The 21,933-nt window shown below is 35.5% G+C and carries 22 protein-coding genes; 8 read left to right on the forward strand and 14 right to left on the reverse strand.

The window, feature by feature from the left end; genetic code table 11:
- Positions 1–21: 21 nt before the first annotated feature.
- From STRMA_RS03035 to STRMA_RS03055, 5 genes are all read left to right on the forward strand, one after another.
- Positions 22–1,002, forward strand: a complete 981-nt coding sequence (locus STRMA_RS03035; RefSeq protein WP_003078873.1) for a ribose-phosphate diphosphokinase — start codon at positions 22–24, stop codon at positions 1,000–1,002.
- Between the two features lie 2 nt (positions 1,003–1,004).
- Positions 1,005–2,120 (forward strand): cysteine desulfurase family protein, encoded by a 1,116-nt coding sequence (locus STRMA_RS03040; RefSeq protein WP_003081125.1) that lies wholly within the window; start codon positions 1,005–1,007, stop codon positions 2,118–2,120.
- A gap of 2 nt (positions 2,121–2,122) precedes the next feature.
- Entirely contained in the window at positions 2,123–2,476 is a 354-nt protein-coding gene (locus STRMA_RS03045; protein WP_003079108.1) for a DUF1831 domain-containing protein, read from the forward strand.
- A gap of 157 nt (positions 2,477–2,633) precedes the next feature.
- Positions 2,634–3,284 carry a redox-sensing transcriptional repressor Rex gene (locus STRMA_RS03050; protein ID WP_003081925.1) on the forward strand — a complete coding sequence of 217 codons (651 nt, stop codon included), beginning with the start codon at positions 2,634–2,636 and terminating at the stop codon, positions 3,282–3,284.
- Positions 3,285–3,293: 9 nt separating this feature from the next.
- On the forward strand, positions 3,294–3,989 hold the full coding sequence (locus tag STRMA_RS03055; RefSeq protein WP_003080173.1) for a gamma-glutamyl-gamma-aminobutyrate hydrolase family protein: 696 nt from the start codon (positions 3,294–3,296) through the stop codon (positions 3,987–3,989).
- 6 nt (positions 3,990–3,995) lie between these two features.
- On the opposite strand, the gene radC is transcribed toward STRMA_RS03055, so the two are convergent.
- From radC to STRMA_RS03100, 9 genes are all read right to left on the reverse strand, one after another.
- Entirely contained in the window at positions 3,996–4,676 is a 681-nt protein-coding gene (gene radC, locus STRMA_RS03060; RefSeq protein ID WP_003082114.1) for a RadC family protein, read from the reverse strand.
- A gap of 135 nt (positions 4,677–4,811) precedes the next feature.
- A complete protein-coding gene (locus STRMA_RS03065; RefSeq protein WP_003080122.1) occupies positions 4,812–5,543 on the reverse strand; it encodes a DUF3307 domain-containing protein in 732 nt (243 codons plus the stop codon).
- A complete protein-coding gene (locus STRMA_RS03070; protein WP_003081618.1) occupies positions 5,530–6,219 on the reverse strand; it encodes a SatD family protein in 690 nt (229 codons plus the stop codon). Before STRMA_RS03070 ends, STRMA_RS03065 begins: the two co-directional genes overlap by 14 nt.
- A 198-nt stretch (positions 6,220–6,417) precedes the next feature.
- Complete coding sequence (ffh, locus tag STRMA_RS03075) at positions 6,418–7,971, reverse strand: signal recognition particle protein (protein ID WP_003080618.1); 1,554 nt, start codon at positions 7,969–7,971, stop codon at positions 6,418–6,420.
- Between the two features lie 34 nt (positions 7,972–8,005).
- Positions 8,006–8,338 (reverse strand): putative DNA-binding protein, encoded by a 333-nt coding sequence (locus STRMA_RS03080; protein WP_003079156.1) that lies wholly within the window; start codon positions 8,336–8,338, stop codon positions 8,006–8,008.
- Between the two features lie 103 nt (positions 8,339–8,441).
- Entirely contained in the window at positions 8,442–10,166 is a 1,725-nt protein-coding gene (locus tag STRMA_RS03085) for an ABC transporter permease/substrate binding protein (RefSeq protein ID WP_003079541.1), read from the reverse strand.
- 2 nt (positions 10,167–10,168) lie between these two features.
- Positions 10,169–11,401, reverse strand: coding sequence for a quaternary amine ABC transporter ATP-binding protein (locus STRMA_RS03090; protein WP_003081939.1), 1,233 nt, complete (start codon positions 11,399–11,401; stop codon positions 10,169–10,171).
- 104 nt (positions 11,402–11,505) lie between these two features.
- Complete coding sequence (locus tag STRMA_RS03095; RefSeq protein ID WP_003081968.1) at positions 11,506–12,138, reverse strand: GntR family transcriptional regulator; 633 nt, start codon at positions 12,136–12,138, stop codon at positions 11,506–11,508.
- A 7-nt stretch (positions 12,139–12,145) separates the two neighbouring features.
- Positions 12,146–12,844: a GntR family transcriptional regulator gene (locus STRMA_RS03100; RefSeq protein WP_003079664.1), complete on the reverse strand. Its 699-nt coding sequence runs from the start codon at positions 12,842–12,844 to the stop codon at positions 12,146–12,148.
- A gap of 250 nt (positions 12,845–13,094) precedes the next feature.
- Between STRMA_RS03100 and guaA the strand changes: the two genes are divergently transcribed.
- On the forward strand, positions 13,095–14,648 hold the full coding sequence (guaA, locus tag STRMA_RS03105; RefSeq protein ID WP_003079309.1) for a glutamine-hydrolyzing GMP synthase: 1,554 nt from the start codon (positions 13,095–13,097) through the stop codon (positions 14,646–14,648).
- A gap of 155 nt (positions 14,649–14,803) precedes the next feature.
- On the opposite strand, the gene STRMA_RS03110 is transcribed toward guaA, so the two are convergent.
- The 5 genes from STRMA_RS03110 to STRMA_RS03130 form a co-directional block, all read right to left on the reverse strand.
- On the reverse strand, positions 14,804–15,763 hold the full coding sequence (locus STRMA_RS03110; RefSeq protein ID WP_003081070.1) for an ROK family protein: 960 nt from the start codon (positions 15,761–15,763) through the stop codon (positions 14,804–14,806).
- Between the two features lie 106 nt (positions 15,764–15,869).
- Complete coding sequence (gene adhP, locus STRMA_RS03115) at positions 15,870–16,892, reverse strand: alcohol dehydrogenase AdhP (RefSeq protein ID WP_003081077.1); 1,023 nt, start codon at positions 16,890–16,892, stop codon at positions 15,870–15,872.
- Positions 16,893–17,224: 332 nt separating this feature from the next.
- Positions 17,225–18,073 (reverse strand): alpha/beta hydrolase, encoded by an 849-nt coding sequence (locus tag STRMA_RS03120; protein WP_003079285.1) that lies wholly within the window; start codon positions 18,071–18,073, stop codon positions 17,225–17,227.
- 182 nt (positions 18,074–18,255) lie between these two features.
- Positions 18,256–18,741: a GNAT family N-acetyltransferase gene (locus tag STRMA_RS03125; protein ID WP_003079643.1), complete on the reverse strand. Its 486-nt coding sequence runs from the start codon at positions 18,739–18,741 to the stop codon at positions 18,256–18,258.
- 47 nt (positions 18,742–18,788) lie between these two features.
- A complete protein-coding gene (locus STRMA_RS03130; protein WP_003078973.1) occupies positions 18,789–20,459 on the reverse strand; it encodes a formate--tetrahydrofolate ligase in 1,671 nt (556 codons plus the stop codon).
- 179 nt (positions 20,460–20,638) lie between these two features.
- Here STRMA_RS03130 and STRMA_RS03135 point away from each other — a divergent pair, with 179 nt between their 5' ends.
- A complete protein-coding gene (locus STRMA_RS03135) occupies positions 20,639–21,328 on the forward strand; it encodes a phosphopantothenate--cysteine ligase (protein WP_003080152.1) in 690 nt (229 codons plus the stop codon).
- On the forward strand, positions 21,321–21,866 hold the full coding sequence (coaC, locus tag STRMA_RS03140) for a phosphopantothenoylcysteine decarboxylase (RefSeq protein WP_003078624.1): 546 nt from the start codon (positions 21,321–21,323) through the stop codon (positions 21,864–21,866). The genes STRMA_RS03135 and coaC overlap by 8 nt, the downstream gene beginning before the upstream one ends.
- Positions 21,867–21,933: the final 67 nt, after the last annotated feature.

Consider the following 21,933-nt stretch of genomic DNA (forward strand, 5'->3'; position numbering starts at 1 on the left):
AATAAAAGGAGCCGTTCCATTATGCTTAATGCATGTTCTGACAAACAACTCAAATTATTTTCTCTAACTTCGAATACAGCCATTGCAGAAAAAATTGCTGAAGCTGCAGGACTTCCTCTAGGAAAATTATCTTCTCGCCAATTTTCAGATGGGGAAATTATGATTAATATTGAAGAAAGTGTCCGTGGATCTGATATTTATATTATTCAATCAACAAGCAATCCCGTTAACGATCATCTCTGGGAATTATTGATTATGGTTGACGCCTGCAAGCGAGCAAGTGCTAACAGTGTTAATGTTGTCATTCCCTATTTTGGCTACTCACGTCAAGATCGTATAGCTGCTGCTCGTGAACCCATCACAGCAAAATTAGTAGCCAACATGCTGGTTAAAGCAGGTGTTGATCGTGTTCTTACTTTAGATTTACATACCGTTCAAGTACAAGGTTTCTTTGATATTCCTGTTGATAATCTTTTTACTATTCCGCTGTTTGCTAAACATTATATTCAGCAAGGACTATTCGGAGAAGAGGTCGTAGTTGTCAGCCCTAAAAATTCAGGAATCAAACGCGCACGGAGTTTAGCCCAATACCTTGATGCTCCTATTGCTATTATCGATTATGCACAAGACGATGATTCTTTACGAGAAGAAGGCTATATTATTGGTGAAGTTGAAGGAAAAAAAGCCATTCTCATTGATGATATTCTTAACACTGGAAAAACTTTTGCTGAAGCTTCAAAAATAGTTGAACGCGGAGGCGCAACTGATATTTATGCTGTAGCAAGTCATGGACTATTTGCTGGCGGCGCAACAGAAATGCTTCAGTCTGCTCCCATAAAAGATATCCTTATTACAGACTCTGTCTGCACTAATGAAAAACTCCCTGACAATGTACATTATTTATCTGCTAGTAAATTAATCGCTGATGCTATTATTCGCATTCAAGAGAGAAAACCGCTCAGTCCGCTATTTGCTTATGATCGTAAAGGAGATGAATCTTAAATTTGTTTTATTTTGATAATGCTGCAACAACTCCGCTTACAGATACAGTTATTGAGGTTATGTCTCAAACGATGTCTTCTATTTTTGGCAACCCTTCCAGTACCCATGCTTATGGGAGGAACGCTAATAAATTACTGCGAGACTGTCGTAATCAAGTTGCGCAGATATTTGCTACAGACCCTCGAAAAATTATCTTCACTTCAGGTGGTACAGAAAGCAATAATACTGCCATTAAAGGTTATGCCTTAGCCAATCAAGATAAGGGAAAGCATATTATATCCACAGCAATTGAACATCATTCTGTCCTTCATACACTTGATTATTTAAAAGAGCGTTTTGGTTTTGAAATTACTTACTTAAAGCCAATTAAAGGCCAAATTTTTTCACAGCAAATTCAGGAAGCCTTAAGAGATGACACTATCTTAGTCTCAACCATGTTTGTTAACAATGAAACAGGTGACATACTTCCGATTCAAGAAATTGGAAGTATTTTAAGAGAACATCAGGCTGTTTTTCATGTTGATGCTGTTCAAGCGGTTGGTAAATTCCCTGTTCATCCAGAAAAACTAAATATTGATTTTCTTTCTGCTTCTGCTCATAAATTTCATGGTCCAAAGGGGACAGGAATTCTCTATGCAAACTCTCTTCACTTTGATAGTCTTCTTCATGGAGGTGAACAGGAAGAAAAACATCGAGCCAGTACTGAAAATCTTGTCGGAATAAAAGGGCTTACTCAAGCACTTCTTTCTTGCCATAAAAATCAAGAAAACTATCTGCAGCATGTCAAGAAACTTAAAAGTATTTTCTTGAGAGAATTATCAGAAATAGATCACTATTTAAATTCTGAAGAAACCGCTTTGCCCCATGTTGTTAACATCGGCTTTCCTAATTATAATAATGACGCTTTATTGGCACAGTTGGACTTATCCGGCTTTGCTGTATCAACAGGATCTGCTTGCACAGCAGGGACGGTTTCCCCTAGCCATGTTCTTATGGCAAAATATGGCAGCAATTCTCAACGTTTAAAAGAGTCTATTAGGATTAGCTTTTCAGAACAAAATACTTATGATGAAGTTGAAGCACTCTGCAAAAAAATTAAGGAGATAGTAGGAAAATAAAAATGGCTTTTGAACAGACAATACAATTACCAAATTGCAACTATAGTTACACTATCAGCCCAACCATAAAAAAGTATACTCTACGGGATACAACTTTTACTCAAAATAGGCTAGGAAATTATGAACTGACTCGTTTGTTAGAAAAGGTTCCAAATAGCGGTGATGGTTTTCCTTTAAAAATTGTTATCAATAAAGACTTAACAGCTTTCAAATTAACAATTACAGACAAGTCAGGACTGCGAATTGTTAATATTTTTAACTCTGAAGATAATAGAATACTCCAAGAGAAGTTTTATTTTTTAATGGATAGTTTAGTTGATCGCGATATTTTTGTTAAAACAAAAAACAAAGGATAATATTGTTTTAAGCAGAAAAAAATCATTACTAAAATAGATATGATTACCTTAGAGATATTAGAGACAAAAGATTTATATATCTGGAATTAGAGAAAAAATGTTGCTATTTTCACAAAGTTTTTTTACAATAGTATTACTAAGTAAAGGAGATGATACAGTGACATTTGATAAAGCAATTCCAAAAGCTACCGCCAAACGCCTATCACTTTATTATCGCATATTTAAACGTTTTAATTCAGAAAACATTGAAAAAGCTAGTTCAAAGCAAATCGCTGAAGCCATTGGTATTGATTCTGCTACTGTTCGTCGAGATTTCTCTTATTTTGGTGAACTTGGACGTAGAGGCTTTGGTTACGATGTCAAAAAATTAATGAATTTTTTTGCTGATATTTTAAATGATACGTCTACTACTAATGTATTGTTAGTGGGAGTTGGTAATATTGGCAGAGCCCTCCTGCACTATCGTTTCCACGAACGCAATAAGATGAAGATAACTATGGCCTTTGATACAGATGATAATAAGCAAGTTGGTCAATCAACGAAGGATGGAATACCTATCTATGGAATTTCTAGTATAAAAGAACGATTAGCCAATTCAGATGTAAAAACTGCTATTTTAACTGTTCCTAGCCCAAAGGCACAAGAAGTTGCTGATATCCTTGTTGATGCTGGAATAAAAGGACTTCTTTGCTTTTCACCTGTTAATCTTTTACTTCCCAAAGGCGTTGTTGCTCAATATGTTGACTTAACCAGTGAACTACAAACATTATTGTATTTTATGAACCAAAATTCTAAAATTAATGAATAAGGAGACTTTATGACCAAACCTGTGATAGGTATTTCAGGTAATGAGAGACCGCATGCAAAATTCCCTGATATCTTGTGGTCTTACACCCCTTCAGGTTATGTGAAAGGGGTTCAAGAAGCTGGCGGCATACCGCTTATTCTTCCTATTAGTGATCCAAGTTTTGCAGCCCACTATGTTTCTATGATTGATAAACTTATTTTAACTGGCGGTCAGAACGTAGATCCTGTTTTTTATGGTGAAGAAAAACAAACCTCTGATAATGATTTCAATTTAGAAAGAGACTTGTTTGAATTTGCACTCGTAGAAGAGGCTCTAAAGCAGGAAAAGCCAATTTTTTCCGTTTGCCGTGGAACTCAGTTAATGAATATTGCTTTAGGCGGCTCTTTAAATCAAGAAATTGAAAACCATTGGCAAGACCAACCCACGGATTATCTCAGTCAAAATATGCTAGTTACCTCAGGGACCGCTCTTGAAAAAATTTACGGTAGCTCTACTTCTATTAATTCCTTCCATCATCAAAGTATTAAGCGTTTAGCAGATGATTTAAAAATCATCGCTTATGATCCTGCTGATAATACTGTCGAAGCTGTTATTTCTACTAATCAGGATATTAATTTTCTAGGAGTTCAATGGCATCCTGAATTGCTACTTGAATCTCGTAAAGAGGACAAAGCTCTTTTTGATTACGTGGTCAATGAACTTTAGAGCTTTCTAAATAATATCCGTCTCTTCACGAAAACTATAGTATCCTTTTCTACCAACGATTATGTGATCTAAGAGGACAACTCCTATATCATCACATGATCGTTTTATTTTTTCTGTAAAATATAAGTCATTCTCACTAGGATAAGTTTCACCTGATGGATGATTATGAACAATTATTAGAGAAGTTGCCATTGTTTTACAAGCATAGTGAAGAATTTCGCGAGGCTCGGCTATAGATCTTCTAACACTGCCAATAAAGATAGTTTGCTTTTTAATAATATAGTTTTGTGTATCAAGGTATAGAGCAACAAGATGCTCTTGCTTTTTTTCGCCCAACTCAGCAATCATCAGTTTTGCCAAGCGTTCACTGCTTAAGATACGTTCTTTTTTGTTATATTCAGATGAAAAAATCCGTTTAGATAATTCAAGCATGGCTTTTATCTCAATAGATCTAATCTTTCCAATACCATCAATTGACTGCAATTCTTCTAGAGAATAGCTTTGAAGATCTGCCAGACTTTCCAAATTACTTAAAATCGTATTTGAAAGACTAAGAACATGTTCTTTCTTAGTGCCTGTTCGAAGAAAAATGGCTAATAATTCTTGATTGCTTAAATTTTCAGCACCGTAAGTCTCTAAACGTTCTCTTGGCAAAAGTGCTTCTTTTTGAAATTGAATTGTATACATATTTGCTTTTTCCCTCCATTATTAACATTCGTGATGTAGGGAAAAAACAAAAAAATTAGAGAAAAGAACCCACACTTCAAAATTTTAGACATAAAATTTAACAATTAAATAGGGTTGTTTCTTTGCTCTAATTTTTTATAGTATACAGATGGCATAAATAGTTAAAACACTGATAATACTAAATAAAGAACCGATTAAATAATACTCCGCAAAAGCTTGATTTTTCGAAATTTTATCGTAACGAGCGATAGACTTAGCTGCAAATACTAAGCCAATAGAAGCAAATTGACCAAATAAGAGAAAGATTCCCATAATAAAGCGTTCTAGTACTCCAATTGTAGCACCTGCTCCTATAATGGTTTCATCTTCAACTTTATCTTTAACTTGGTATTTGTTGAAAAAAAGCTTAAAAATAATATTAATGGGTTTAGTAATAAGTACTAGAAATAAAAATAGTTTTAGAAAATAATTTAAATTTGCTGGCCAAAACGAAAGCGATTTTCCAAATATTTGATATAATATAAAATTAATTAACAAATGCAAAGTTTGATCAATGATAAAAATTTCTTTGGCTAATGAATGCGACTTATATAAAGGATAAAATAATAATTTAGCTGTATCAATAACGGCATGACTGATAAAAATCAAAAAGACTAAAAATAGAGAACGCGGCACTAAAAAAGCAATAAGTATTAGAGGTAGAGCAACAATAAAAAGATGCTTTAAAAGATAAGCCCATTTATAGGACTTTAACTCTGCCATCTTTTGACTTTGCCATTGAAAATCAGCTAAGAAATGAGCTATTAAAAGAAGAGTCAATACGGGGTTATTTGTCAAGAACTGTGAAAACATACTAAGACTGGTCATTCTTCACTTCTCCCTTCTTTTTTTCAAAAGCTTTAAGCAATAAGTCTGAAGCCAGCTTTTTATTTCTTAAATAAATTTTTAAACCACTCGATTTTAGTCGCTTATTAAAACTACTCGGACTAAGGCCAAGTAGTTGAGCCATATTTTTATGAGAAAATTTTTCTTCATAAATTCCCTCTTTTAAAAGACCTTCTAAAATCTCATACTGACTGGTTGTCCATTTAGATTTTATAAACTCACATGCTGATAAAACAGCATTAATATATTCTGTCATATTACTGTCGTCTAAGCTGACTGCTAAATGATTAATACCATAATCATTTTTATCGTGAATATAATTAATAGCACTTCTAGCCTGCCAATAGGCAGGTCCATCAGCACCGATACTTTGCTGAGGGTTGATATCTGTCAAAATGGATCCTAGGCCAATTCCAAAACGGATTTGATAAGGCTGAAACTGCATGGATATAGTATCAATAATTTTAAAAACAATGCTATTAGGCAGCAGCAAGGCCTGAAACTCATCGCCTGTTGTTATTGTAAAAGGAGATGTAATAACAGAAGCATAATAGGTATTAATCTCCTCAAGTATCCGCTGGAGTTTTTTTTGAACTTCTGGGCGTTGTTCTATTTTTTTCGAAGAGATAATATCTCCAATAATAGCTATGTAAGTCATTTCATACCTCCAATAATGTCTATTATAACGGAAATTTTAAATAATGTCTATTATAACGGAAATTTTAAATAATGTCCATAGTATGATGATCAACAACGATTATACACTGCCAAATAGTAAATTACAGCAAATTAGGATTTAGCTGTTGTATTTAAAGAATTTTCACATAGAATTTATTGAAACGATTTATATGAACTTTTATGATTTCCGGCGTTTTTTAGCCTTTTTCATTCTTTTGGCCATTTTTTTCATTGACTGTTTCATGGCAAATTCTCCTACTTTACCTTTAAGACCACCGCCAAACATTTGGCTCATGTCCATATTACCATTGCCTAGTGCAGACATATCAGGCATGCCGCCTTGTCCCATCATACCATCTAAAGCTGATTTATCCATATTTTTGGGCATATTATTAGGATTTATCCCCATTTGTTTCATCATCTTATTCATATCACCAGACATTGCTCCTTGCATCATTTGTTTAGCCTGGTTGAAATCTTTAATAAATTTATTAACATTAACAAAAGTGTTGCCGGAACCTGAAGCAATACGACGCCTGCGGCTTGGATTTAATAATTCAGGATTTTCACGTTCTTCTGGTGTCATAGAAGATACAATAGCTCGTTTTCGTGCAATCTCCTGTTCATCAACTTTAATATTGGCTAAGGCAGGATTATTGGCCATTCCTGGAATCATTTTTAGAATATCTTCCATCGGTCCCATATTCTGAACTTGATCTAGCTGGTCAACAAAATCATTGAAATCAAATGTATTTTCCCGCATTTTTTCCGCTAATTCTGCGGTTTTTTGTTCATCATAATCTTGGCTAGCTTTTTCAATAAGTGTCAGCAAATCTCCCATGCCAAGGATACGACTGGACATGCGATCAGGGTGAAAAGTTTCAATATCAGTAATTTTCTCACCCGTACCAGTAAATTTAATAGGTCTACCTGTAATTTGGCGAACCGAGAGAGCTGCACCGCCACGAGTGTCTCCATCAATTTTAGTAAGGACAACACCTGTGATATCTAGTTGTTTGTTGAATTCGTAAGCAACATTAGCAGCCTCTTGACCGATCATACTATCTACAACTAAAAGAATTTCATTAGGCTGTGCTAAAGCTTTTACATCACGAAGCTCAGCCATTAATTTTTCATCAATTTGTAACCGACCAGCTGTATCAATCAAGACATAATCATTATGATTTTCTCTGGCTTGAGCCAAACCTTGACTTACGATCTCTACTGCTGAATGTTCTGTTCCCATATCAAACACCGGTACGTTTATTTGTTCACCCAATGTTTTTAATTGATCAATAGCAGCGGGTCTATAGATATCAGCTGCGATCAACATAGGACGGGCATTTTCATCTTTTATTAACTTATGGGCAAGTTTACCAGCAAAAGTAGTTTTCCCGGCACCCTGAAGACCAACCATCATGATAATAGTAGGAATTTTAGGTGACTTTATGATTTCAGCCGTTTCCGAGCCTAAAACAGCAGTCAGTTCCTCATTGACAATTTTAATAATTTGTTGGGAAGGATCAAGTGTATCAATAACTTCATGTCCAATAGCGCGTGAACGAACTTGCTTAATAAATTCTTTTACTACCGGTAAAGCAACGTCGGCTTCAAGAAGAGCTAAGCGAATTTCCTTTGTGACTTCTTGAACATCTTTTTCCGATAGTTTTCTTTTTCCTCGAATATTTTTAAAAACATTTTGCAAACGTTCTGTTAAATTTTCAAATGCCATAATTTAGCTCCTTTTTCGTAAAATATAGTTGTGTTCATTCTTTATTATCAATATGTATTAGTAGTGAAATTTTATCTCGAATATAGGGATCATCTGGATATTTGCCCATTAAATCATCTAATATTTCACTTCGTACAATATAGTCAGAATACATATGTAACTTCATCTCATAGTCTTCCAAAATTTTCTCTGTGCGCTTAATATTATCATAAACAGCTTGACGGCTAACTTGGAATTCCTCAGCAATTTCCGCTAGACTATAATCATCAGCATAGTAAAGTTCTATGTAATTCATTTGTTTATCAGTTAACAAAGCTGCATAAAATTCAAAAAGAGAATTCATACGGTTGGTTTTCTCAATTTCCATAACTCATATTTTATCATATTCACTATTTAAAATCATCTGTAAACAAAGCTAAAAATAAGAGCAGGACGACAGCCCCACTCTCATTGAGATAAATTTAATAATCTTATTTTGTCCAAGAAGCAACCTTTTTAGGATGCTCTTTGATCCATTTTTTGGCTGCTTTTTCTGGAGACATACCATTATTGATATCCAGCATAACAGCTTCCATATCTTTTTGTGACCAATTAAATTTATCAATAATTTTATTTGCTTTTGGTCTATCCTTCTTGAAACCTTTACGTGTAATGGAATGAATACTTTCAATACTTCCAAAGTCTTTCTTAGGATCTTTTAAATATTTCATTTTATATTTAGCAAACATCCAGTGTGGAGACCAAGCAGTTACAACAATATCCTTTTTATTTTTGTAAGCTTGATCCAGTGCTGTTGTCATCGCACCAGTTGAAGATGATACTAATTCCCAACCGGATAAGTTGCTATAAGACTTCAAAGCTTTATTAGCAGCTTTCATGATACCTGCTCCAGGTTCAATACCTGTGATCTTTTTCCCAGCTTGATCAGATAAATCTTCAATACTGTTAACATTCTTCATGTATGTTGGCACGGCAAGACCCAGTTTGACACCTTTAAGGTTTTGACCTAAATCAACGATGTCCTTCTTATATTTCTTATATTGATCGCCATGAGTATTTGGTAACCAAGCACTGACCATAGCATCTGTTTCGCCCTTAGCAACGGACTGCCACATAACAGCATTATCAAGAGGAGTCATTTCAACTTTGTAACCTTGATCTTTTAGAACTTGTCCTAAAACATTTGTTGAAGCAACTTCAGAATCCCACTCAACATAGGATAGTTTGACAGTTTGTCCTCCGCCTGCCGATTGTCCTTGAACAAAGATACGAGCAATGCCGGTACAAACAAATAATATGATGGCCGTCAGAGCTACAATAGTATTTGTTTTTGAGGACTTTTGACTAGCACTACCTGCTTTCTGGTTAGCTGTTTGGCTAAAGCGATCAATAATGATAGCTAAAATCACCAAAGCAAGACCATTGACAAACCCAGAACCAATATCAGCATGTTGAAGAGCTGATAAGACACCGCGTCCAAGACCAGGAGCTCCAATCATTGAACCTGTTACCACCATTGACAGGGCTAACATAATAGTTTGATTAATACCAGCCATAATAGTATTTTTGGCTAAAGGTAATTCAACTTTAAATAATTTTTGGCTAGACGTACTACCAAATGCTTCGGAAGCCTCAACTAGTTCTGTTGGAATTTCACGAATAGCAAGGTTCGTAAAACGAACTGTTGGTGGTAAAGCAAAAATAACAGAAGCAAAAACGCCAGGGATTATTCCAATACCAAAAAAGGCAACGGAAGGAATCAGATAAACAAAGGCTGGCATAGTTTGCATAAAGTCTAAGATTGGATTAATAATCTGCTTGACAGTATTATTTTTAGCCATCCAAATTCCCAAAGGAATCCCAATAACAATTGAGACAAAACTAGATACTAAAACTAAAGTAAAGGTGTTTATCAAATCATCCCAAAGACCTTGATTATAGATAAAAAGCAATCCAACTAAAGTGAAGGCAGGCAATGTCCATCTTTTTCTAGCTAAGAAAAAGGCTGCTACTGTAATAAGAGCAATTAAAAGAAACGGGTTAACAAATAAAAGAGTATTTGTAATTCCATCCATGATGAAATTTCCGACTGATTGAATAAAATTAAACAGACCCGAGAAAGTTTTAGTAATCCAATTTGTTAGATCTTCTATCCAATTAGCAACGGGCAGTTTTCCTAATAAAAGTATATTCAAAACTATTCTTCCCCTCCTTCTACTTCTGTATCATCTTTTGTATTAGCGAGAGCTTCAATAACACGGCCTTTGATGATAACTCCCAATAGGCGATTATCATCATCAGTTACTGCAATTGGCGCAGCTGAATCATAAATCAAAGGCATAATATCAGTAATAACAGTGTCTTTGGAAACAGTCCTAACATCACGATCAACGACTTCTGATAGAGGAAGGTCTTTTTGTCTTGCTTCAATTGCAGCCTCTGCTGTCACAGAACCAACTAATTGTCGGCGTCTATCTGTAGCCATTAACATGCTGACTTCTTCATTATGCATCCTTGTCAAAGCAACTTGAGGACCATCAACTTCAATAGCCGTTGTCAGTGGCTTAATCATAATATTCTGAGCTGTTAAGACTTTTGAGCGATCAACGTCTTCAACGAATTCACGAACAAAATCATTGGCTGGTTTTGTTAAGATTTCTTCACCTGTACCAATCTGCATGATTTGTCCATCCTTCATAAGAGCAATGCGATCACCAATTCTAAGAGCTTCATTCAAATCATGGGTAATGAAGATGATTGTCTTATGAACTTTTTCCTGTAAGTCTAAAAGTTCATCTTGCATTTCTTTTCTAATCAAAGGATCAAGAGCTGAAAAGGCTTCGTCCATTAACAGAATTTCAGGATCATTGGCTAAGGCACGAGCAAGGCCAACACGCTGCTGCATCCCGCCAGAAAGCTGGCTAGGATACTGGTCCTTAAATGCTAAAAGATTTGAATTATCAAGGGCACGCTCAGCGCGCTCAGTACGTTCTTCTTTAGGAACACCTCTTAATTCTAACCCAAACTCCGTATTTTCCAAAATAGTCTTATGCGGAAAGAGTCCGAAATTTTGAAAAACCATATTGAGTGTATGACGGCGAACTTCACGAAGTTCTTCTGTATTCATTTTAGCAATGTCATTGCCGTTGATATAAATATCACCTGATGAAGGTTCAATCAAGCGATTAAGCAAACGAATCAGAGTTGATTTACCAGAGCCGGAAAGCCCCATGATAACAAAGACTTCTCCTTCATTAACTTCAAAGCTAACATCATAGACTCCGACTGTTGCTCCGGTTTTCTCTAATATTTCCGTTTTACTTTTTTGTTCCTTGATCATCTCAAAAGCTGCTTTTTGTTTTTTACCAAAAATTTTTGTGAGATGCTTTACTTCAAGTTTACTTGTTTTCTTGTCCACTTTATCCCCCATTTCTAATCTGATAAATATAAGTGACCATACTATTATAATATTATATGGTTACTATGTCAAAAAAATCGTCATAAAATTCTTATTTTCAATATTAAATTTCCTTATCAGGAGATGTCAAACAGATGTTGCATACGAACAAAGGAGGATTCATCTCCCACAAAATAAAGAGTATCGTCCTTTCGCACTGTTGCATATGGTCCCGGAGATAAGAGCAGCTCTTCTTTACTTTTTAAAGCCACCACTGTTGCTCCTGTCTGATGCCACAGATTTAATTCGGATAGGCTTTTATTAAGGTTGTCGCTTTCTTTATTTAAATGTAATTCAAAGGGTTCAAAAGGAAATTTCTTGCGCAGCTGTGTTGCTTGAGAAAGAAAAGTTTCTGTCAGTTTGTCAATTGTTTCTAGCTCTTGTTTTTGTCTAGCAATGCTGGTTTGAATATCTTTTTTGATTTCTTTTAACGAAAAGGTTACTTCAAATTTTTGAAGAAATTCCGCTGCTTTATCTTTAGAAACTACAACAACGCCGCTTCCTTGTCTGATGGAGACTATATCTAAATCAGCTAAAACATTAATTGCTTTTCTAGCTGTTTCAGGGGATACATTGAAATAACTAGAAATAGTAGAACGCGATTTAATTTTCTGTCCTACGGAGAATTTTCCATCTACAATCCGTTGAGCAATTCCTATTGCTACTTTTTGATAACGAGGATTACTAATTGTTTTATCTTTCTTTGCCATATTATACTTACTTATTTTCTAAATAAAATTCAAAACGCTCACCAACATATTGACTGCGTACGTATTCAAAAGGAATTCCGTCTTCAAAATAAGAAACCTGAGTCAAACTTAAGACAGCTTGGCCTTTTGATATTTCAAGAAAATGCGCTGTTTGTTCATCAGCATTTCTTGCAGATATTGTTTGCTGGCTCTTGTCAATCACAAAGCCATTATCAGTTAAAGTTTGAAAAAAATGCTCTGTGATATCTTCTTTTTTAAAATTTTTTATAATTCGTTCAGGAATCGCAGTAATTTCAAACACCACCGGAAGGTCATCAGCATATCTGACACGCTTCATGCGGATAACATATGAATTGGGCTTAATATTTAAAAAACCTGTTTCTTGTTCATTAGGGTGTACCCGCTGATAGGAGATAACTTTAGTAGAAGGTATTTTTCCTTGAGAGCTGACAATTTGCGTGAAACTGGTTGTTCCAGTCATTTTTTCCTGAACACGGCTGCTGGCTACATAAGTACCGCTTCCAATACGTCTTTCTAAAATTCCCTCATCAACTAAAAGAGTTATAGCTTGACGTAAAGTCATGCGGCTAACTTTAAATTGATCCGCCAGATCGCGTTCACTTGGGAGACGATCTCCTATTTTCCATAAACTTTTATCAATTTCCTTTTTGATATGATCATGAATACGAATATAAGCGGGCAGCATCTTTTCTCCTTGCCTGTTAAAGATTTTTTACTAATAGTATCAAATTTTTGCTTCATTTGTAAAGAGCCTTTCTAATACATGTTGTGGGAAACCGTATTAGAATATGTCCCTTTGGAACTTTTAAGTGAACTTCCTTTTCTATCATTTCCATTTTCCCTAAAAGCTACTGAAAAATGTTTCAATTTGTGTTAAAATAAGATTACTATGTTTTTGCTAAAACTTTAGCAAATAATAAATAGAAAGGAACATAATGACTGATATTAGTGATATTCAGAAAATTATCGTACTTGATTATGGTAGCCAGTACAATCAATTGATTGCACGTCGTATTCGTGAACTAGGGGTTTTCTCAGAGTTAAAGAGCCATAAGATCACAGCCGATGAAGTGCGTGCTATTAATCCTATTGGTATTATTCTTTCAGGTGGGCCAAATTCAGTTTATTCTGAAGACGCATTTGATATTGACGAAGAAATTTTTGAGCTTGGAATTCCAATTCTTGGTATCTGCTACGGTATGCAGCTGTTAACCTCTAAATTAGGCGGAAAAGTTGTCCCTGCCGGACAGACCGGCAATAGTGAATACGGTCAGTCCACCTTGCATTTGGTAGATGAATCGCCATTATTTGAAAATACACCAAAAGAACAGATTGTATTAATGAGCCACAGCGATGCAGTTACAGCCATTCCAGCTGGGTTTCAATTGATAGGTGAATCAAACGACTGTCCCTATGCTGCTATTGAAAATCCAAAAAAGAAAATTTTTGGCATTCAATTTCATCCAGAAGTACGTCATTCTGAATACGGTCATACTGTTTTGCGTAATTTTGCCTTAGATATCTGCGGAGCTAAAGGTGATTGGTCTATGACCAATTTCATTGACATGGAAATTTCAAAAATTCGTGAAAAGGTGGGCAGCCGAAAAGTTCTTTTGGGTCTTTCAGGCGGAGTAGATTCGTCAGTCGTTGGTGTCCTTCTTCAAAAAGCTATTGGAGATCAATTAACATGTATTTTTGTTGATCACGGCCTTCTTCGTAAAGGTGAAGGTGATCAAGTGATGACAATGCTGGGCGGAAAATTCGGTCTCAACATTATCCGAGTAGACGCTTCTCAACGTTTCTTAGACCTTCTTTCTGGGATTGAAGATCCAGAGAAAAAGCGTAAGATCATTGGAAATGAATTTGTTTATGTTTTTGATGATGAAGCCAGCAAATTAAAGGGAGTTGATTTTCTTGCACAAGGTACTCTCTATACAGATGTGATTGAATCAGGTACTGAAACAGCACAAACAATTAAATCTCATCATAATGTAGGCGGCCTGCCGGAAGATATGCAATTTGAGTTAATTGAACCTCTTAACACACTTTTTAAAGATGAGGTTCGTGAACTTGGTACTGCATTAGGAATGCCAGACGAGATCGTTTGGCGTCAGCCCTTCCCAGGACCTGGTCTGGCTATTCGTATCATGGGAGAAATTACTGCTGAAAAATTAGAAACCGTTCGTGAATCAGATGCTATTCTTCGTGAAGAAATTGCTATAGCAGGTTTGAATCGCGATGTTTGGCAATATTTCACTGTTAACACCGGTGTTCGCTCAGTGGGAGTTATGGGAGATGGCCGCACTTATGATTATACGATTGCCATTCGCGCTATCACTTCCATTGATGGTATGACTGCTGATTTTGCCCGCCTCCCTTGGGAAGTACTTCAAAAAATTTCAGTTCGTATCGTAAATGAAGTTAATCATGTTAATCGCGTCGTTTATGATATTACAAGCAAACCGCCTGCAACTGTTGAATGGGAATAAAACCTTTGATTTTACAGTCATAACACATTTATTGTTATCATCAAATATTAAATAAAGCTTAATTGCACTAAACCAAGCATTTGTTCAATACATGAACTTTTGGTATCTAGTTCAATATAAGCTTTTTTATATTTAAAAAATAACCTCAAAAAATATTATTCCAATTTATTAAGATCTTGAAAATGACAGAAAGCCCCTATTAAATTAGCATGATTATGAAAACGGCAAGAATCAATACAACAGCTTTCTAGGCAGCTAGCCCATTTTTCTTCTGTTAAAAGTTGGGCATACTGTTTTCTTATTCCTTCGATCAGTAGCTTTTGACTGCTGATTCCACCTCCTATTAACAATTTTTTTAGGCGGAAAATAGTTTGTAAATTTAAAATTAAATAGGCGATTTCACGACAATAACTTTCAAATAGGGCCGTCAACTCTATTGTAGATTTAGTGGTTAAAGCCTCGAATACTTTTTGACCATCTGCTGACGGAAGATTCAAGCATTTACTTGCTTTATCAATAAATTGAACAGCAGAACCACTGTTTTCTAAAAGACTCTCAATGCCTTTTTGACCTAATTTGAAAACTTCTTTTTGTATTAACTGTTTATCTGGTTTGGTCAATGAGCTTGGATAACGCCTTTTGGGACTAACCAAAATGTCATTGGCTTGAAAATTTTTGAAACTTAGCAGATTTCCATTTGAGACTAAAGCCAAACCAACCCCTGTTCCTAATGTTAAAACTGCTCCGCACTGAATACTTCTTAAATTACCATATCTAGCTTCTGCTAACCCTGCAGCATTAGCATCATTAATGATAGTTACCGGTAGAGAAAATTTTGTTTTAAGAAAAGAAGCTAATGGAAAATTTTTTAGGTAAGGAATTAATCCCCCTCTAAAAATGTAACCTATCTCAGCATTTATTTGCCCTGGACAAGCGATACATAGACCTGATATTTGGGATTGATAAGTCTGAATTAATTTTTCAAGGCTATTTAGAAAAGTGCTCATGCTATCTTCAGTAAGAAATTTACCGGTCTGGTTCAACTCAAGTTTTCTGTCTATTAATGCATATTTAATAAAGGTTCCGCCGATATCTATAGTTAAGTATTGTGTCATTTAATCCGCCTTGTTACTTATTTACAGTAAAATAGAGTTGGAGCATTTTATATTTCCAACCCTATTATTATTTTGACTCTTCCTTTGAAAACGATATGATGGGCTATCAGCCTTCTTTTGTAAAATCTAAAACCATTCGTCCTTGAATTTGACCAGCTTCCATTTCGTTAAAAATTGCTGGTGCATCATCAACAGCTCGTTTTTGAACTACAGGGACAACTAAGCCTTGTGCTCCAAAATCAAAAGCTTCTTCCAGATCCTTTCGTGTTCCTACAAGAGAACCAACAACCCTAATACCATCTAAAACAGTTTTCACAATACTTAGTTCCATATATTCTGAAGGCAGACCAACTGCTACTACTGTTCCGCCTGCACGAACGCTATCAACAGCTTGATTAAAGGCGACTTTTGAAACAGCTGTCACGACTGCACCATGGCATCCACCTGTTAGCTCTTGAATGCGAGCAGCAACATCTTCAACTTCTTTTGCATTAATAATGATATCAGCTCCTACTTTTTTCGCTAAATCTAGCTTATCTGCATTGATATCAACTGCTACGACATGCGTATTAAAAACCTTTTTAGCATATTGGACAGCGAGATTTCCCAAACCTCCCGCTCCATAAATAACAATCCATTTACCTGGTGCTGCTCCTGCTTCTTTAATAGCTTTATAAGTAGTCACGCCAGCGCAAGTGATCGAACTAGCCTGAGCGGGATCTAGTCCTTCTGGAACTTTAACAGCATAATTTGCTGTTACAACAACATATTCACTCATACCGCCATCAACATTATAACCAGCATTCTTGACACTTCGGCATAAAGTTTCTCGTCCTGTTGTACAATACTCACAATGACCGCAGCCTTCAAAGAACCAAGCAATACTTACTCTATCACCTACTTTTAATGAGGTCACATCATCAGCGACTTCGGTAACGATACCGATACCTTCATGTCCTAATATTCTGCCTGGTACTTGCCCAAAATCACCATGGGCAACATGCAAATCAGTGTGACAAACACCGCAGTATTCTACTTTAACTAAAGCTTCGCCATGTTTGATTTGCGGGATTGGTTTATCCTTAACTTCAACACCTGTAGATGCTTCATTAACAACAATAGCTTTCATAGTAATACCTCCAAATAAATAGTTATAAAGTATTTTCTTTAATTATATAATTTTGTGAAAAAAATAGCAATATAGAGGTGAAGAAGTTTTAATATCTTAGTCTGGTAAATCCATCTGTAGCGTAGTAGTTTTATTCCTAAAGCTCTTGTAACAGTTTTACTCTTTTTCAAAGAAACGATCTCTAGATAATGAAATCTCAAAAATTAAAAAAAAGCAGACTGTCTTTGTGTGCTGCTCCCCAAAAGGTTAGATTCAAAATCTAACGATTTTTCAAGGGGAGAGTTCAACTGTCCTTGCTTTCCTTTTTAACTTTAAAACTTATAACATTCTTCTTATTTTCCCCATAAAAAGTTAATCAGCATTTTGTCAACTTGGGGATTTTCATGAAGATTGCTATGGCTGGCCATTTTCCCAGTAAACTTATGTTCCTTATAAGATTTAGCTCTGTCTCCGATGAGGTATTTTAATGTTTGCGATGATGTATTTGAAACGGGGCCATCAGAGCCATCTCCTTTATCACCATAAATATTTAAAACACTAACTTGGTTCTCAGGATAACGTTCACGTAATTGCAGTAATTCTTCATAAGCAGCAGTCGTTTGGCTAGGTTTTCCTGTCTTAGAATCAACTTCTACTCCTTCAGGTAAATCATACCCTTTAATACCATTAAAATGGCCAGCAATATCAACCTGTTTTTGCAATTGCGGTAAATTTTTATTCTGAGCGTTCTTTAGCATGTAAAAATTAATAGCCATATTTCCCATAGAATGGCCGACCATATTCATTTTTTTAAACTGGTAAGTTTTGCTTAATTGGCTAACAACTGCTTCAGCATATTTAGCATCTACATCATAATTTGGATTTTGATTATCAGCAAAGTTAACCATTACAATGGGATTAATGGCATTTTTAGGAATTTTTCCTTTCAGTACAACTTGGCCTTTATGATCAACTTCTGCTCGAATGACGGTTTTAGTAACACCTGCTCTTTTAGCCGCATTAACCATATGTTTTTCAGCATTAGCACTGCTGCCATAACCATGAAAGAAGAGTGTCGGAGCAGTTGATTGACTATATTTTCTTTTATTAAGATGTCCAGCTGGATTTTGAAAATAAAAAAATCCTAAAATAAAGGCAACGATAATGATAAAAAAGCCGCCAATGAAGTATTTCTTTTTCATTTTTATATTTATACTTTCTTTATACTATAGAGTAATAATTAGAGAATTATTATAACATATTTTTGCTAAAAATAGAATTTCTAGGCTTATAGGAAAACACTTTGTTAGACTATATGCCTTTAATTTATCTCATTTTATAATATATGAAACTAATAAACCACCCATCAAAGGAGTGGTTATGACTATAATCGTTTCTGCAGCCAAACAATATCGTACCATTTATCAAATTTGTAGCCTATTTTTTTAAAATGCGCAACTTGATCATAACCTCTTTTTTTATGAAAGGCTAGACTTGCTTCATTAGATAGGGTGATACAAGCTAAAAGATTAACAAAACCCGCCTTTTGAAGTGCGGCTTCTAAAGCATCATAGAGTTGGCTTCCAACCTGCTTTTTGCGAGCATCTTCTTTGACATAAACAGATAGTTCTGCAGTCCAATCATAGGCTGAACGGTCATAATAAGTTGAAGCATAAGCATAACCCTGAATAATTCCTTCTTCTTCTGCAATGAGATAAGGAAATTTTTTTAATGTTGTATTAATACGCTTTTCAAAATCTTTTATACTAGGAACTTCGTATTCAAAAGTAATCGCAGTATTTTTAACATAAGGGGCGTAGATGGAAACTAATTGCTGGGCATCTTTTTGACAAGCACTTCTAATTTTCATATATATCCTCCTTATCTTAATAATCAGTTGATTAGTCAATTTTAAATTTAAAATAAACCAAGAGCTGCCCCATCATCTGTGACATCCATATTAAGAGCAGCTGGCTTTTTCGGCAGTCCAGGCATAGTCATAACATCACCAGTAAGTGCAACAATAAAGCCTGCTCCTAATTTGGGAACCAAGTCACGAATAGTAATGGTAAATCCTTTTGGTGCTCCCAAAAGTGCTGGATCATCTGAAAAACTATACTGGGTTTTAGCCATACAGATCGGCAATTTATCCCAACCATTTTTTTCGATTTGAGTCATTTGTGTTTTAGCTTTTTTTTCAAAAATAACTTTGTCTGCACGGTAGATTTCACGCGCGATTTGACTAATTTTCTCTTCCACAGTTAGTTCATCATCGTATAAACGCTTATAATTTGCAGGGGTAGAATTAATAGTCTCTACCAATGTTTCAGCTAATGCTACTCCACCATCAGGGCCGTCAGCCCAAACACTGGCTAGTTCAACAGGCACATCAATCTGGGCACAAAGTTCACGCAATGTTGCAATCTCATTTTGTGTATCTGTTGCAAATTCATTAATAGCAACAACTGCAGGTATACCATATTTACGGATGTTTTCAACATGACGGGCCAGGTTAGCAAATCCAGCTTTAACAGCTTCTATATTTTCTTGACTGAGCTCATCTTTAGCAAGACCGCCATTCATCTTTAATGCTCGGATAGTTGCAACAATGACGACTGCATCAGGGCTTGTAGGAAGATTTGGTGTCTTAATATCAAGAAATTTCTCAGCCCCAAGATCAGCCCCGAACCCTGCTTCTGTCACTGTATAATCAGCTAAGTGAAGAGCTGTAGAAGTCGCAAGAACAGAGTTGCAGCCGTGGGCAATATTGGCAAACGGTCCGCCATGGACAAAAGCCGGGCTTCCATAGATAGTCTGAACTAAATTAGGTTTAAGAGCTTCTTTTAAGATAAGAGCCAGTGCCCCTTCTACTTTTAAATCACGAACATAAACAGGAGTACGATCATAACGATAACCAATAACAATATTTGCTAAACGTTCCTTGAGATCCTTGATATCTTTTGCTAAGCACAAAATGGCCATTATTTCAGAAGCCACTGTAATATCAAAACCATCTTCGCGCGGAATACCGTTTACAGGGCTTCCTAAACCAACTGTGACATGGCGAAGAGCTCGGTCATTTAAATCAACCACACGTTTCCAAATGATCCGTCTTTGATCAATTTTTAATTCATTTCCTTGATGCAAATGATTGTCAATCAGAGCCGAAAGTGCATTGTTTGCTGTTGTGATAGCATGCATATCACCGGTAAAGTGAAGATTGATATCTTCCATAGGCAAAACTTGAGCATAACCGCCACCAGCAGCTCCGCCTTTAATCCCCATCACAGGGCCAAGAGAAGGTTCTCGAATAGCAATCATTGCCTTTTTACCGATTTTATTGAGAGCATCAGCAAGGCCAATAGTTATTGTAGATTTTCCTTCACCTGCTGGAGTTGGGTTGATGGCTGTTACTAGGATAAGTTTACCAACTTTATTTTTTTCAGCAGCCTTAATTTTATCAAAGGTTAGTTTGGCCTTATATTTGCCATAGAGTTCCAAATCATCAAAGGTGATTCCTAATTTTTTAACAACTTCAGCAATAGGCTGTAATTCAGTGCTTTGAGCGATTTCAATATCTGTTTTCATATTAGCTCCTATTTATTTATTTTTATCATTATAACAAAGTTTTATAAAAAACGCATTTTATTATTGAAATACAGCATTATCATTCGTCTTTTGCTTTAATCATTTAAAAAAGATAATATAAACTTATTTTTTGATAATAAATGATTTACGCAGAGATATTTTTTTTGTAAAATAGCACTATGAAAATTTTGATAACATCCGGTGGTACAAGCGAGAGTATAGACAGTGTCCGCAGCATTACTAATCACTCAACAGGCAGACTCGGAAAAAAAATGGCAGACTTATTTTTAAATAAGGGAGATCATGTTACCTTAGTCACAACCGCTGCTGCTGTTAAGCCAAACAAACATAAAAACCTTTCTATTTTGGAAGTCACAAACGTTGAGAGCCTTATTGAAACTTTAGAGCCACTCGTGAAAGAACATGATATTTTTATTCATAGTATGGCAGTGTCTGACTATACTCCTGTCTACATGACCGATGTAAAAACACTAGAGCATACAAAAAATATGGAGACTTTACTGCATCATAAAAATACAGAAAGTAAAATTTCTTCAAAAGCTGATTATCAAGTTCTCTTCCTAAAAAAGACCCCTAAAGTTATCTCACTTGTGAAAAAGTGGAATCCTAACATTACATTAATTGGATTTAAATTGCTTGTTAAAACGAATAAAGAAGAACTTCTAAATACAGCTCGTGAAAGTTTGCATAATAATCAAGCTGACTATGTTTTAGCAAACGATCTTGCCCAAATTTCACATGATAAGCACATTGCTTATCTATTGGATAAGCACCATGTCTTTAAAGCACAAACTAAATCTGAAATTGCTCAGTTAATCTTTGAAAAGGTAAGGACAAATCATGACTAAAAAAATACTTCTTGCAGTGTCAGGCAGCATTTCAGCATATAAAGCAGCCGATCTCAGCAGCCGATTCACAAAGTTAAAATTTGATGTTTCAGTTGTAATGACTAAAGCAGCAACGGACTTCATCACCCCCTTGACCCTTCAAGTTCTATCAAAAAATCCTGTTTCTTTAGATACGATGACAGAAAAAGACCCTGCTGTTATTAATCATATTGAACTCGCTAAACAAGCTGATCTGTTTTTGCTGGCACCAGCTTCTGCTAATACGATTGCACATTTAGCTCATGGATTTGCTGACAATATCGTGACTAGTGTTGCTTTGGCTCTGCCTTCAAAAACACCTAAATTATTTGCTCCGGCTATGAATACCCAAATGTATGACCATCCTATCACACAAGAAAATATTGCCAAATTAAAAAGAATTGGCTATGAAGAAATTGAACCGCGGGAAAGTTTACTGGCTTGTGGTGATTTAGGACGAGGAGCTCTGGCAGATCTAGATAAGATTATCCAAAGAGCAGAAAAGCTGCTAGGATTCTGAGACTTCTTGGATTGAAAATAAATGTTTTTATCCAAGCAACAGATCATTTTACAGTTAAATTCAAGGA

The sequence above is a fragment of the Streptococcus macacae NCTC 11558 genome, assembly GCF_000187995.2.
Taxonomy (GTDB): domain Bacteria; phylum Bacillota; class Bacilli; order Lactobacillales; family Streptococcaceae; genus Streptococcus; species Streptococcus macacae.